Consider the following 14,224-nt stretch of genomic DNA (forward strand, 5'->3'; position numbering starts at 1 on the left):
CCCCCCCCCCCCCCCCCCCCCCCCCCCCCCCCCCCCCCCCGCCAAACCAGCAGCCCTGAAGCTTTTGCCGTTGCCGTTGCTCGAATGCCGCGCGCAAGCGAAAAAAATACCCTCAGAACGCGTTGATGCCGGTCAGTTCGCGGCCTATCACCAGCTGGTGCACCGTCTCGGTACCTTCATACGTGATCACCGATTCCAGGTTGAGCGCATGCCGTATCGCGGCATGCTCGGTGGTGATCCCCGCCGCGCCCAGCAGGTCACGGCACTCACGCGCGATGTCGATCGCCATCCGGCAGTTGTTCCACTTGGCCAGGCTGACCTGCTGCGGCTGCAGCCGGCCTGCCTCCTTCAGCCGGCCCAGCTGCAGGGCCAGCAGCTGCGCACCGGTGATCCGCCGGGCCATGTCGGCCAGCTTGATCTGCGCGCTCTGCGTGGCCGCCAGCGGCCGGCCGAACAGTTCGCGTTCGCCGGCGTAGGCCAGCGCCTCGCGCAGGCAGGCACTGGCCGCGCCGATCGGCCCCCAGCTGATGCCGAACCGCGCCTGGTTCAGGCAGCCCAGCGGCCCCTTCATGCCCACCACCCCCGCCAGCCGGTTGGCCTCCGGCACCCGGACCTGGTCGAAGAACAAGGCGCCCGTGGACGATGCACGCAGGCTCATCTTGCGGCCGATGTCCTGCACGCTGAATCCCTCCATCCCGCGCTCCAGTACGAAGCCCTGTACACCGTCTTCGGTCTGCGCCCAGACAATGGCCAGGTCGGCGATGGGCGCATTGGTGATCCACATCTTGCTGCCGTCCAGCCGCCATTGGTCACCGTCGCGCACCGCACGTGTCTTCATGCTGGAAGGATCCGATCCACCATGCGCTTCGGTCAGGCCGAAGCAGCCGATGACGTCACCGCGGGCCATCGCCGGCAACCAGCGCAGGCGTTGCGCTTGGCTGCCGTAGGCGAAGATCGGATGCATGCACAGCGAGCTCTGTACCGACACGAAACTACGCAGGCCTGAATCGCCGCGCTCCAGTTCCTGGCAGATCAGCCCATAGGCCACCGCGTCCATGCCCCCACCGCCGTATTCCACCGGCAGGGTCGCGCCGAGCAGGCCCAGTGCTGCGATCTCCGGCACCAGTTCAGCGGGAAAACGCGCCTGGTCGAAGCAGTCGCCGATGATCGGCAGCACGCGCTGGTCGACGAAGCGCGCCACGCTGTCCTGCACGGCGCGCTCTTCTTCGCTGAGCAGGGAACGCACATCGAACAGGTCGCAGGGATCAAGTCGCATCGGGTGCACCAGGTGGGCCGGAATCGAGGTCATTGTGGTGGTGGCACAGTGCGGCGTCGAGGACGGCGGGCGCTTCCCGTACCAGCTGCCCGTTCATCCGCGTGCTTCCGCGCAGCCACTCCGGCACCCGTGATGCGGCAGCATCCAGCTGTTTTACGGGCGAGATCTCTCCCCTGCGTGCCAGCGTCCATTGGCGGCCGATGGTGCAGTTGACCTGGCCGTCGCCGAAGTCGCCGATCAGATCGTGCCCGCCCACGACCCGGTCCGGATTATGCAGCGCATGCAGGCTGCGCATCTGCTGATCAGCCAGCAGTCCGGCGCGCTCGCCGGCTTCGGCCGGGGCGATGCCTTGCCCGGCAAGCGCCTCACCATGCGCAGCGGCCAGTTTGCTCCGCCATGAGCTGCGCGCACGTCGCGCAACCTGGGGATCGCGGGCACGGGGGTCGAAGCGCGCGCGCGCGCCGAGGTATTCCTCCACCGTCAGCGCGTTGAGACCTGCCTGCTGCCCGGCCAACTGACGATCCAGCTCGCCCAACTTGCCCTGGTCGAGCTTCTGCGGGGAGAAAACCAGAAGCAGGCAGGTCATGCCGGCACCGGCCAGGCAATCCGCCACGCGTGCCAGCACCCAGACCAGGGCAAGGTGCGCCGACGTCAGGTGGCCACACCGTACCGGGGCCTGCCGCGCCGCCCTCTGATCTACGCGGCCAGGCACCGCGTAGAACCCTGATGCGTCGCGGACCTGCCGGCGTGACATCGCGCATTCCTCTCATCCCACGGTCCGCTACAGCGTAGGAATAAGTGGCTGTTTCAGTGGGCGATGGCCTGCTCAGAACGCGCATTGTTCGACACAAACGATGAAGGCGAACATTGGAGGCGATGCGCGCTATACCGGACGATGTCAACGGTTCGCACGCGACGTGACACACCTGCTGCATTGCAGCATCCCGGGCCCGCAGCGCGCCGCTTGCCATTGATGCAGCCCACATCGCGCCGGGCAACTGGCCGATCCGTCGGCCAGCCGTTAACCTGATGGATTCAAACACCCGTTTCGCCGTGGCAGCACGTGCGTTATTCCAAGGCAACCACCGCCCCTGCAGCAGGGCGGTCTACCCAAGAGTCAGGTCATCCATGAGCGCAGAAGCCACCGAACTGCCCCCACGCGAAGTGATGGAATTCGATGTCGTCGTCGTCGGCGCCGGCCCCGCCGGCCTGGCCACGGCCATCCGCCTGCGCCAGCGCGCCATTGAAGCCGGCAGCGAACTGTCGGTGTGCGTGCTGGAGAAGGGCTCCGAACCGGGCGCGCACCTGCTGTCCGGCGCGGTGATGGATCCGCGTGCACTGGCCGAGCTGTTCCCGGACTGGGCCGAGCGCGGCGCGCCGTTGAAGCAGAAAGTCACCCGCGACGAGTTCCTGTTCCTCAGTGAAACCGGCGCGCGCACCACGCCCAAGCCGCTGTTGCCGGAGTGCTTCCACAACGAAGGCAACTACATCGTCAGCCTGGGCGAAGTGGGCCGCTGGCTGGCCCAGCAGGCCGAAGCGCTGGAGGTGGCGATCTTCCCCGGCTTCGCCGCTGCCGAAGTGCTGTACGGGGCGAACGGTGAAGTCATCGGCGTGGCCACCGGCGACATGGGCATCGAGAAGGATGGCCGCCATGGCCCCAATTACGAGCGCGGCATGGAACTGCTCGCCAGGTACACCGTCTTCGCCGAAGGCTCGCGTGGCCACCTCGGCCGCCAGCTGATCAACCGCTTCAAGCTGGATGAAGGCCGCGATCCGCAGGCGTACGGCATCGGCATCAAGGAGCTGTGGCAGATCGACCCGGCCAAGCACGAGCCGGGCCTGGTGGTGCACGCGGCGGGCTGGCCACTGGACGGCAGCACCTACGGTGGCGCGTTCCTGTACCACGCCGAAGGGGGCAAGGTGTCCATCGGCTACGTAGTGGGTCTGGACTACAGGAACCCTTGGTTGAGCCCGTTCGAAGAGTTCCAGCGCTTCAAGACCCACCCGGCGATCCGCACGCACCTGGAAGGCGGCAAGCGCATCGGCTACGGCGCACGGGCGATCACCGCCGGTGGCCTGCTGTCGCTGCCGAAAACCGTGTTCCCGGGCGGAGCGCTGGTCGGCTGCGAAGCCGGCTACCTCAACGCCAGCCGCATCAAGGGCAGCCACGCGGCGCTGAAGACCGGCATGCTGGCCGCCGACGCCGCCTTCGATGCACTCGCCGCGGGCCGCCAGCACGATGAGCTCAGTGCCTATCCGCAGGCGTTCGAATCCAGCTGGCTGCATGCCGAGCTGCAGCAGTCCAAGAACTTCAAGCAGTGGTTCAAGAAGGGCCAGGCGGTGGCCACGCTGATGACCGGGATCGAGCAGTGGCTGCTGCCCAAGCTGGGCATCCGCAACGCGCCGTGGACGCTGCGCCACAGCACCCCGGACCACGCCTGCCTGGAGCCGGCGGCACAGCACACCAGGATCGACTATCCCAAGCCGGATGGCGTGCTGACCTTCGACAAGCTCAGCTCGGTGTTCCTGAGCAGCACCCACCATGCCGAAGACCAGCCCAGCCACCTGACGCTGAAGGACGCCCGTATTCCGGTAGAGGTCAACCTGGCCGAGTACGCCGGACCCGAAGCGCGCTACTGCCCGGCCGGGGTGTACGAATTCGTCGGCAGCGAGGGCGATCAGCGCCTGCAGATCAACGCGCAGAACTGCGTGCACTGCAAGACCTGCGACATCAAGGACCCGACCCAGAACATCGTGTGGGTGACCCCGCAGGGTGGCGGCGGCCCGAACTACGCCGGCATGTGATGCGACGATGCGGATCCTGCTGTTGTTGGCCAGCATCGTCGCGTTGAGCGCCTGTGGCGTGCCTGCGCCGCAGGATCCGGAGCAGGCCGCCGCGCTGGAACGCGAGCGCGCCTTCGCCATCTGCGCCGGCTGCCATACCGTGCACGCCGGTGGCATCCACCGCTATGGCCCCAACCTGCACGGCGTGTTCGGACGGCGCGCAGGCAGCCTGGCCGGGTATGCGTACTCCGATGGCATGCGTGCAGCGGACATCGTGTGGAGCGAACAGACGCTGGACGCCTTCCTGCGTTCACCGGGCGCCAGCGTGCCGGGCACGCGCATGTACAACGCGTTCCCGGATCCGGAGCGGCGCCGGCTGGTCATCGAATACCTGCAGCAGAACGCGCGCTAGGCGCCGGCCGCGCCCACCGGCGAGGCCGGCAACCAGCGCAGCAGGCACTGCCTCAGCTGGGCCAGCGACAACGGCTTGGTCAGCACTTCATCCATGCCCGCTTCACGGCAACGCCGCAGGTCCTGCTCCAGCAGGCTGGCCGTCAAAGCCACCACGGGCAGGCGCCCAACGCCCTGGCGTTGTTCGCGCTCGCGCAGCAGGCGGGTGAACGCATAGCCATCCATGACCGGCATGCGGCAATCACTGATCACCATGTCGAAGGCGGAGGCGGCCAGCAGTTCCAGCCCTTCCCGGCCATCGCCCGCCACCGCGTGCGATACACCAAGTTGCTGCAGGCGCCAGGCCATCATCGCCTGCGCGGTGGGGTGGTCTTCCACCACCAGGACCCGCGCCGTGCGCAGGTGCACCGGCAGCGGCGGGACGCTGCCCGGCCCCGGCGCACTGGCCACCAGGTCATCATCGCTGGCCACCGGCAGCGGCAGCAGCACGTCGACCTCGGTTCCCTTTCCCGCCACGCTGTGCACCAGCAGGCGGCCGCCCATCAGCTGCACCAGACGCTGGCAGAGCGTCAGTCCCAGGCCGATGCCACCCTGGTGGTGCGGCGCGGCGGGGTCTACCTCGGTGAATGGCTGGAACAACGCCTGCACTTGTCGTGGCTGCATCCCGATGCCGCTGTCGATGACCTGCAGGCGCAGTTCCTGCAGGCTCGGCGAACTTCCTTCCAGCACCTCCGCGCGCAGCACCACCTCCCCTTCGCTGGTGAAGGCGATGGCATTGTCCAGCAGGTTCTCCAGTACCTGTCGCAGGCGCAGTCCGTCCACCTCGTGGGTGGCCGCGAGCCGCACGTCGAGTTCCAGCCGCAGGCCGAGGCCCTTGGCCGCGGCCTGCCTGGCGTAGCGCTGCTGCAGCGATTCCAGCAGCGGGCGCAACGGCAATGGCAACGGATCCAGGCGCAGTGCACCGGCATCCATCTTGGCGTAGTCGAGGATGTCGTCCAGCATCTGCCGCAGCGACTGCGCGGCCGATTCCGCTTCCTCCAGTTGCGTGCGCTGGGCGGGTTGCAGAGCCGTATGGGCAAGCATCTCCAGCATCCCCAGCACGCCGCTCATCGGCGTGCGGATTTCGTGGCTCATGGTCGCCAGGAAGCGGGCCTTCGCCTCGGCCGCCTGCTCGGCCGCGGCCATCGCCGCTTCCAATGCGTCGGCCTGCGCGCGCGCCTCACTGATGTCCACCCAGTATCCACTCCAGGTGACCATCCCGGCATCGGCCGCGTACGGCTGGGCCTGGCTGCGTACCCAGCGCGGCGATTGCGGCATGCCGACGGTGCGGAACTCGAGCTCGAAGGGCAGGAAATCGCGCGCCGCCCGTTCGATGGCGGCCTGCACGTCGGCTACGTCACGCGCATCGATCGCGTCCAGCACCGCCTGCCCGGAGGCCATCGCCTTGTCGTGGTCGATACCGAACAGCGGCTGCATGTCGCCGGCGACGTAGGGGAAATCAAGACCGCCATCGGCCGCGCGGCGCATCTGGTACACCACTGCGGGCAGGTTGCCGGTGACGTCGGCCAGGCGCTTTTCCAGTCGCCGACGGCTGGTCACTTCCCGCTGCAGCCGCCAGTAGCCCAGCAGGTGCACCAGCAGCGCGGTCAACAGCACCAGGGTGATCGGAATGCCCCAGCGCGCCATCTTTCGCCAGTCGATGCCGCCCTGGTAGGCCACCGCCAGCCAGTCGTTGCGCAGCGCCTCGCGCTCGCGTGGGCCCATTTCCTGCAGCAGGCGATCAAACCGTGTTGCCAGCCCGGCGTGCTCGCGTTTGACCGCCAATGACAGGTCATCGTCGAAGCCCGCCGGTGCAGTCACCTGCAACTGGCCGGGGAAGCGTTCGCGCAGCAGCCGGTCGACGATCGCCAGATTGCCGATGTAGGCCTGTGCTTCGCCATCGAGCAGCCGCTGCAGGGCCTGTTCCGCGCTGCGCGCGGCGAGGATGCGCGCCTCCGGCGCACGTTGCAGCACCGGCAGGCGCAGCCGTTCGGGATCGGACAACAGAACGCGTTTGCCGGCCAGGTCGTCCATGTCCAGCACGCTGCCGCTGCCGGCCCCGGTCACGATGACATTGGGCACGCTGATGAAGGGTTGGCTGAACACCCAGCCCTCGCCCAGGTAACGGGAATCGTTGGGCACGCCCATCACCGCATCGATGCGGCCACGGCGCATTTTCTCGCGCAGGTCGAACCAGTCGTGGCTGGGTTCGGGGGTGAGCGTGGCACCGGCCTGCCGCAGCCGCTGCAGGTAGTCACTGGCAAGCCCGGAAGGCCGGCCCTCGGCATCGGTGAAGGAGAGCGGTGCGGCATTGGGCGCAAAGCCGGTACGCAGCGGCGTGGACAATGCCCGACGCTCTACCTGGTCCAGTGCCTGCCGCGCCGGCGCAGACCACACCGGCACGCGCAACCAGCGCGCGGCAATGCCTGCACGCACCGATGCCGGCTGCTGCGACATCGCCTGGTCCAGCGCTTCCACCAGCTGCGGCCGGGACGGCGGCACGCCGAAGTGCAGTGTATCCAGCTCCATGTCGATCGGACGCAACAGGGTGATGCCTTGCAACGCCGAGTCATTGATCAGCTGGCTGGCGACGTAGGCGTTGCCGATGAACACATCCGCCTCCTGCCGCGCCACCATCCGCAGCGCATCCAGCGTGTGCGCTGCAAGCAACTGGCGCGCGGCGGGAAAGCGGGTGCGGATCTGCGCCTGGGTCAGGAAGCCCTGCTCGCTCACTACGCGCAGGCCGGCCAGGTCCGGATCATTGGACGCGCGCAGGTCATCGCTGCGCCCCACCACGGCCAACGGCGCGGTCGCATACGGCATGCTGTAGGCCAGGCACCGGTCCGTGGACGTGCTCGGCGATACGTTCATCACCACGTCGATATCGCCCCGGCAGGCGGCTTCCAGCACCTGCGCCCAGTCCGGATAGCGACGGTAGTCCAGCCTCACGCCCATCCGCCTCGCAAGATCGGCCAGCGTGTCCGGGCCCAGCCCGCGTACCCTGTCCCCTTCGACGAACTCGAACGGCGGCCAGCCGCTGTCGTAGACCCCCACCGACAGAACCGCGTGGGGCCGTGCAGGTGACGGTGCCTCGGCCCGCGACGCGGGGGGCGCGGCCCATGCCACCGCAGGCAACAGCGACAGCAGGATGCCCATGCCGCATCCTCGACAGTGAGCCAGGATCGTGCGCACCAGGTTCGCTCTCCTTAGAATAGGGATATCGTCGATGCCTGCTTTCCACCCAACCCATGTCACCCGGGGCCATACTAGAGCATGACGCTTCGCATCATCATCGCTGACGACCACCCCGTGGTTCGCATCGGCGCCCGGTCGGTCATCCACGGCAGCGGCGTCGGCGAAGTCGTGGCCGAAGCCGCCACCGCGCAGGACCTGCTGGCCTACCTGTCCACCCATCCCTGCGATGTACTGGTCACCGACTACTCGATGCCGGACAGCACCGTGCCGGATGGCTTTGCGATGATCAGCATGATCCGTCGACGCTATCCGTTGTTGCCGGTGCTGATGCTCAGCGTGTCCAGCAACCTGGCGATCCTGCGCATGGTGCGCGACGCCGGCGTGCTGGGGCTGGTGGACAAGGGATCGTCGATGGACGAACTGCCCATCGCCATCCGCACGGTCCACCGTGGCCTGCCCTACGTCAGCCTGTCATTGAAGGAACGCGTGGAAGCAGCAGGCAGCAGCGCGATGGTGGAAGGCGAAGGCCGCCCGCTGTCACCGCGCGAAGTGGAGGTACTGCGCCTGCTCGGCAAGGGCATGACGGTAAAGGAGATCGCCACGCTGCTGCATCGCAGTGCCAGCACCATCAGCCGCCAGAAGGGCGATGCGATGCTGAAGCTGGGGTTGAACAGCGATGCGCAGTTGTTCGATTACCTGCGCAACGGCCAACTGTAATTCCGCACCGTTTTCATCCCACCTCGAACCGCAGCGGTGCAGTGCCCAAGGCCGGATCACTGCTGCCGGGCAGGCCGTTTTCCACGCGCCCGGCCAGCCGCTGGCGGGCACCCGGCTGCTGCACCTGCAGGTCGTACCAGGCGCCCGTTGGAGCCGCCGGCCAGGTGATGCGCGCCGCTTCACCGGCATCCAGCGAAAGTGATCGCTCCGGCATCAGGCCCGGATAGGCCGCCCCGCGCACCGCCACCGACACGGGCGCCGAACCGGGGTTGCGCAGCTGCAGGACCATGCCATCTGCGACACGCTCGATCTCCGTTTCGACCGGCATCGGCGCCTGGGCGCTGCCGCGGAAACGCCGATGGAAGCCGTTGGAGCCGAGCACCCACAGGTCGTAGCCCTGTTCTGCATGCAGCGGCCAGCTGCCCTGCAGCTGCTTGCCCGGGCCTACGGTGTAGCGACGCGGCAGCGCATCCAGGCGCAGCAGGTCGTAGACGTGCAGCACGGTGGCAGCCCCCTCGCAGGCCAGCGTCAGGCGGATTTCGGCGGCCTGCGGGTCGGTCTGGATGGCCACGCCGGGGCGGTAGGGCAGCGCGCGGGAGGGGCGCACGCCGGGCTCCTGGCGCGCCAGCTCCAAGGCCTGCGGAGGTACCGGCACGGTACGCGCGGGCAAGGCGGCGGCGCGCGCGGCGGTTGCGGCCGTGGCCGGCAATGCGTGCGCGAACGGGCGGTTGTCGATCTGCGAAAAGTCGAACGCCGCGGTCAGGTCGCCACACACCGCGCGCCGCCACGCTGAGATATCCGGCGCGGCCACGCCGAAGCGGCGCTCGATCAGGCGGATCACCGAGGTGTGGTCGTAAACCTGCGAATCCACCCAGCCACCGCGGCTCCAGGGGGAAATGACGTACATCGGCACGCGCGGCCCCAGCCCATAGGGGCGGCCACGCAGCACGGCTTCGTCCTGCTTCTCATTGCCCGGCGAAGGATGCCGGTGGTATTCGCCTTCAGTGTCCACCACCGAAGCGCCGGCCCATCCACCCGCCATCGTGGTGTCGGCCGAGGGCGGCGCCGGCGGCGGCATGTGGTCGAAGAAGCCATCGTTCTCGTCGAACATCACCAGCAGCGCAGTGCGGCTCCAGACCGCCGGATCGGCGGTCAGGGCGTCCAGTACCTGCGCGGTATAGGCCGCGCCCTGGGCCGGGCTGGAGGGCCCGGGGTGCTCGCTGCCGGCGGCATCGGCAATCAGGAAGCTGACCTGCGGCAGGCGCCCGTCCAGCACGTCCTTGCGCAGCTGGTCCAGTCCGCGCGTGCTGACCGCGCGTTCGCGCAGTTCGGTGTCATGGCCGGGTGCGTTCCGCCAGGCCAGTCGGAATGCTTCGAAGCCCGCCAGCGGGTTGTCGGTGAAGTTGTCGGCCATGTCCTGGTAGATGCGCCAGTCCACGCCTGCCTGCTGCAGCCGCTCGACGTAGGTGGTCCAGGTGTAGGACGCGGGGTGGCCGCCCAGCTCCGGGAAGTTGTCGTGCGAGTTGGCCACCGCGGGCCCGCCGCCAAGGGCGTGCGGATCGTTGTGGCCGGTCCACAGGAACAGCCGGTTGGGGTTGGTGCCGGCCTGCATCGCGCAGTGGTAGGCATCGCAGACGGTGAAGGCCTCGGCCAGGGCGAACTGGAACGGCAGGTCGGCACGCTGGTAATAGCCCATCGCGTGGTCCTGCTTGGCCGCAGGCCAGTGCGCCATGCGCCCGTGGTCCCACGCCTTCTGTGCATCGGGCCAGGTGTGCGGGGTGCCCTCCACCCGCATGTGGCCGAAGTGCGCGGCGGTATCCAGCGGGAACGGCGCGATGCCGTGGGTACCGGCGGCATTGGGCTGCAGCCACAGCGTGCGCGCCGGCTGGCCAGGCCCCAGAGGGGGCGCCGGCGGCACGAAACGGTCACCGAAACCACGCACGCCCGGGAGGGTGCCGAAGTAATGGTCGAACGAGCGGTTTTCCTGCATCAGCACCACGATGTGCTGCAGGTCCTGCAGGCTGCGCGTGCGCGCGTCCGGGGCGATCGCCGCCGCGCGCGCGATGCTCGGCAGCAACGCGGCGATGCCGGCCGCTACGCCGCCCTGCAGCAGGCGGCGGCGGCCGATGTCGTGCGGCGTGTGCGGCTGTTCGCTCACAGATCTACCCGTACCGAGAAGCCCACGGTGCGCGGCGCACCGATGAACGCAGTATCGCTGCCATCCACGCCGGACAGGTAGCGGCGGTCGGTGAGGTTGCTGACCACGAAGCTGGCGCCCACGCCCTTCAGCTTGGGCGACAGGTCCTGCAGATCGAAGCCGATGTTGGCGTTGAACACCGTGGCTGACGGCAGCTTGTTGACATTGGACGCATCCAGGTAACGCTCGCCCAGGTAGCGGCCGGACACACCGAAGTTCCAGCTTTCACCCTGCCAGTCGGCCGACATCACCAGGATATGGCGCGGCTGACCGATCACATCGGCGCCGTCGACGATGCCCAGTTCGGCATCGCGCGCGGCGTTGCCGCTGCCCAGGTATTCAGAGCGGTTGTAGGTGTAGGCCCCGTTGATGCGCCAACCGTTGTCCCAGCCGTAACCGAGCGCGGCTTCCACGCCGGTGCTTTCCACCCCACCGAAGTTCTCGTAGACGCCATCGGTTTCGTCCAGGTAATCAATACCGTCGGCCAGTCGCGCGGGCAGATAGACGATGCGGTTGTCGAATTTGATGTTGTACAGGGTGATGGAGCCGGTCAGCGGCCAGCGGCTGACGCGCAGGCCCAGTTCGATGTTGTCCGCGGTTTCCGGCTCCACCCGCGCGAAGCGCTGTGCGTCGGTCTCGCCGAGCACGCCGGACGGAATGGCGGCGAAATTCTGCGAGTAACCGGCGAACGCTTCCAGGCCCTGCACCGGCAGCGTCCAGGTGGCACCGGCGGACAGCAGCGGATCGGACTTCGAATCCGAACGCACGTTCTCCGCCGCGCCGATCGTGCGCTGGCGCTTCTGGTCGACGAAGAACTGCTTGACGCCAATGCGTGTACTGAACGGACCGAAGCGGGCCACGTCTTCGACGTAGTACATCTGCTCGTCGACCTTGTAACGGTCTTCGAACTGCACCCAGTACGGCACATTGTCGAATGAGATATCGGTACCGACATTGAGCAGACGGTGCCAGTCGCGGCGCACCCTGCGGTCCACGTTCTCCACCCACACGCCACCGCGCACGGTGTTGTCGATGCGGCCGAAATCCTGCTTCCATTCCACGTCGGCGGTGAAGCCGGCACGATCGTTGTCGTAGTGCGAGTGGCGATAGGATTGAACGCCCTGCACGCCTGCGGCGTAGCAGTTGGGATCGTAGTCGGCGGTGAATCCGGCACGCGGCGTGCATCCTGGGATCACCTGCGCGGCGCTGCCATCGGGATTGACGAAATAGAACTGGCCCAGCGCGGACCCGCCGTACACGGTGTCGCCGCCACGGTACTCGGACTCCGGATTTCCCCCGCCATCTTCGCGCGCCTGCACCAGATAGGGCGGCAGCCAGTCGCCCCGCCCTTCCATTTTGTGCGCGTAGCCAGCCACGCTGGCCTTGAAACCATTGCCGCCATCGAACGCCGCGCGCAGGTAGCCGAAGGTGTTTTCGCGCAGCGCGCGCGAGCCGGAGCGGAAGTTCTGGTCCAGGTTCGGGATGCCGGTCAGGTTGCCGACCAGGCCATCACGTTCGGGGTTGGTGGCGAAGCTGGCCGGCGAAACGCTGGTGTATTCCGGTTCGTTGGCATCGTTGTAGGAGGCATACCCCGTCAGCGTCCAGCGATCCAGTTCGGTGACGAACTTGGCCGCCACGTGGTCGTTGCTGGTGCGTCCACTACCGTCGATCCAGTCACGTACCTCGGCCGACGAAGCGCTGATCCAGGCGCGGGTGTGGCCGGCCAGCAGGCCGGTATCGAAGCGTGCGTAATACTTGCGTGCATCGTTGTCACCGCCGCCAACGACGAAGCGCACGCGCTGTTCCTGCAGCGGATCGCTGGTGAGGAAATTCAGCGTTCCGCCCAGCGCTTCGTTGGAACGCGATGAGATATCCGCCGTGCCCTGGCTGACCTCCACCGTTTCCAGGTCCAGGGTGTCGATGTAGCGGTTGGCCAGCGAACCACCGCCATAGCCGGACCCGCCGTTGGGCAGCCCATCGATGGTGGTGCCGATCTGCTGCGTATCGCGATTGGTGACGAAACCGCGCATGCTGATCTGCGTGCCCCACACCGACGAACCGGTGGCATCGGCCTCGCTGACGACCACGCCGGGCAGCTCGTTGAGCGCGTTGTTGACGCTGCTCAGGATGGTCTGCCGGTTGATGGTTTCCTTGCTGACCGACGTCTTGGCATAGCTGGTGGCCTGGCCGATCACCTGCACCTGGTCGAGCGTGCGCGCATCGTCTACAGGCGCTGCGTCATTGGCATAGGCGTGCAGGGCGGGCAGCAGCATCACACTGAGCAGGGAGGCGCGGGGCAAACGGCGGAGTCGGGGAGCAGGCATCGGGTCGGTTCATGGGGTGGGGTCCGCCGGAGTATTGGCAGGGGGAATGACGTGGACATGACATCGCAGAGCGCAGCCGCGTCGTCGGAGTACCATGTCGTCCCTGCTGAAGCCTGCCCATGACCACTCCCGCCCACCACGTCCAAGGTCTCGACAACGACGAGGTCCCAGCCGACTGGCCTGCGATCAGCGCCGGCGAGATCACGTGGCTGCAGCAGCATTTCGTGGAGCTGCAGGGTGACTGCCGGTTGCTGTGGCACAGCCCGCGGCCGTTTTCCGCGGCCGCGCTCGTGCAGGGCCCACACGGACGGTTCTTCATCAAGCGCCACCACTGCAGCGTGCGCAGCGCCGCGGTGGTGTCCGAAGAACATCGCTTCATCGCCCATCTGGCCGCGCAGGGCCTGCCGGTGGTGCAGGTCATTGCCGATCAGAATGGCGCGACCGCACTCGAGCACGGCGACTGGACCTTCGAAGTGCATGCCGAAGGCACCGGCCAGGACCTGTACCGCGATGTGCCCTCGTGGACGCCACCGTCCAGCGTGGAGCAGGCCTGGCAGGCCGGCCGCATGCTGGCCCTGCTGCACACCGCTTCGGAGAGCTTCCACGCACCGCAGCGGGCCACGCACCTGTTGGTGGCCCGCGATGATCTGATCCGCGCCGAGGACCCGATCGCGGCGCTCATCGCGCAGTTGCCCGACCGTCCCGAGCTGGCCGCTTACCTGGCCGACACGCCGTGGCAGGCCGAGCTGCAGCGCGCGATCCTGCCCTGGCACATGGGGCTCGCCACGCGGCTGGCCGCCGAGCCTCGCCTGTGGGGACACAACGACTGGCATGTGTCCAACCTGCTGTGGCAGACCGGCAGCGGCGTCACCACGGTCAGCAGCGTGCTCGATTTCGGGCTGGCCTCACCCACCAGCGCGCTGTACGACCTGGCCACGGCCATCGAGCGCAATGCCATCGCGTGGCTGCAACTGGACCGTAGCGCGCAGGCGGTGCGCGGTGACATCGCACTGGCGCTGCTGGTCGGCTACCGCGATGCGCGTGCGCTGTCGTCCGACCAGGTCCGGCTGCTGGCCGACCTGCTGCCCGTGGTGCACCTGGATTTCGCGCTGTCTGAAGTTGAGTATTTCCACGCCATCACCGGCTCCCGCGCCAACGCCGACGTGGCCTACCGGACCTTCCTGCTTGGCCACGCCGACTGGTTCCGCACGCCCGCCGGCCAGGGCCTGCTGGCCACCCTGCGCGGCGCCGCCTGAGCGGCTGATTCGCTTCTTCAGCCGT

Annotated in this window: 9 protein-coding genes; 4 read left to right on the forward strand and 5 right to left on the reverse strand. The window is 67.8% G+C overall.

Going from position 1 to position 14,224, the window contains the following annotated elements; genetic code table 11:
• Positions 1 to 112: 112 nt before the first annotated feature.
• Both H9654_RS03275 and H9654_RS03280 read right to left on the reverse strand, forming a co-directional pair.
• Positions 113 to 1,276, reverse strand: a complete 1,164-nt coding sequence (locus H9654_RS03275) for an acyl-CoA dehydrogenase family protein (RefSeq protein WP_191769015.1) — start codon at positions 1,274 to 1,276, stop codon at positions 113 to 115.
• On the reverse strand, positions 1,266 to 1,862 hold the full coding sequence (locus H9654_RS03280) for a polymorphic toxin type 15 domain-containing protein (RefSeq protein WP_191769017.1): 597 nt from the start codon (positions 1,860 to 1,862) through the stop codon (positions 1,266 to 1,268). The genes H9654_RS03275 and H9654_RS03280 overlap by 11 nt, the downstream gene beginning before the upstream one ends.
• A gap of 542 nt (positions 1,863 to 2,404) precedes the next feature.
• Here H9654_RS03280 and H9654_RS03285 point away from each other — a divergent pair.
• Positions 2,405 to 4,081: an electron transfer flavoprotein-ubiquinone oxidoreductase gene (locus tag H9654_RS03285; RefSeq protein WP_191769019.1), complete on the forward strand. Its 1,677-nt coding sequence runs from the start codon at positions 2,405 to 2,407 to the stop codon at positions 4,079 to 4,081.
• Positions 4,082 to 4,088: 7 nt separating this feature from the next.
• Complete coding sequence (locus H9654_RS03290; protein WP_191769021.1) at positions 4,089 to 4,472, forward strand: c-type cytochrome; 384 nt, start codon at positions 4,089 to 4,091, stop codon at positions 4,470 to 4,472.
• Here H9654_RS03290 and H9654_RS03295 read toward each other — a convergent pair.
• Entirely contained in the window at positions 4,469 to 7,666 is a 3,198-nt protein-coding gene (locus H9654_RS03295) for an ATP-binding protein (RefSeq protein WP_191769023.1), read from the reverse strand. The genes H9654_RS03290 and H9654_RS03295 overlap by 4 nt on opposite strands.
• 117 nt (positions 7,667 to 7,783) lie before the next feature.
• On the opposite strand from H9654_RS03295, the gene H9654_RS03300 reads away from it, so the two are divergent.
• The gene (locus tag H9654_RS03300) at positions 7,784 to 8,422 is read left to right on the forward strand and encodes a response regulator (RefSeq protein ID WP_191769025.1); all 639 of its coding nucleotides are present in this window, start codon (positions 7,784 to 7,786) and stop codon (positions 8,420 to 8,422) included.
• 13 nt (positions 8,423 to 8,435) lie between these two features.
• Here H9654_RS03300 and H9654_RS03305 read toward each other — a convergent pair whose 3' ends face one another.
• Complete coding sequence (locus H9654_RS03305; RefSeq protein ID WP_191769027.1) at positions 8,436 to 10,580, reverse strand: phosphocholine-specific phospholipase C; 2,145 nt, start codon at positions 10,578 to 10,580, stop codon at positions 8,436 to 8,438.
• Entirely contained in the window at positions 10,577 to 12,943 is a 2,367-nt protein-coding gene (locus tag H9654_RS03310) for a TonB-dependent receptor (protein ID WP_191769030.1), read from the reverse strand. Before H9654_RS03310 ends, H9654_RS03305 begins: the two co-directional genes overlap by 4 nt.
• 119 nt (positions 12,944 to 13,062) lie before the next feature.
• On the opposite strand from H9654_RS03310, the gene H9654_RS03315 reads away from it, so the two are divergent.
• Positions 13,063 to 14,199, forward strand: coding sequence for a phosphotransferase enzyme family protein (locus tag H9654_RS03315; protein WP_191769031.1), 1,137 nt, complete (start codon positions 13,063 to 13,065; stop codon positions 14,197 to 14,199).
• Positions 14,200 to 14,224: the final 25 nt, after the last annotated feature.

Origin of the sequence: Stenotrophomonas lacuserhaii (assembly GCF_014836545.1) — a bacterium.
Classification (GTDB): domain Bacteria; phylum Pseudomonadota; class Gammaproteobacteria; order Xanthomonadales; family Xanthomonadaceae; genus Stenotrophomonas; species Stenotrophomonas lacuserhaii.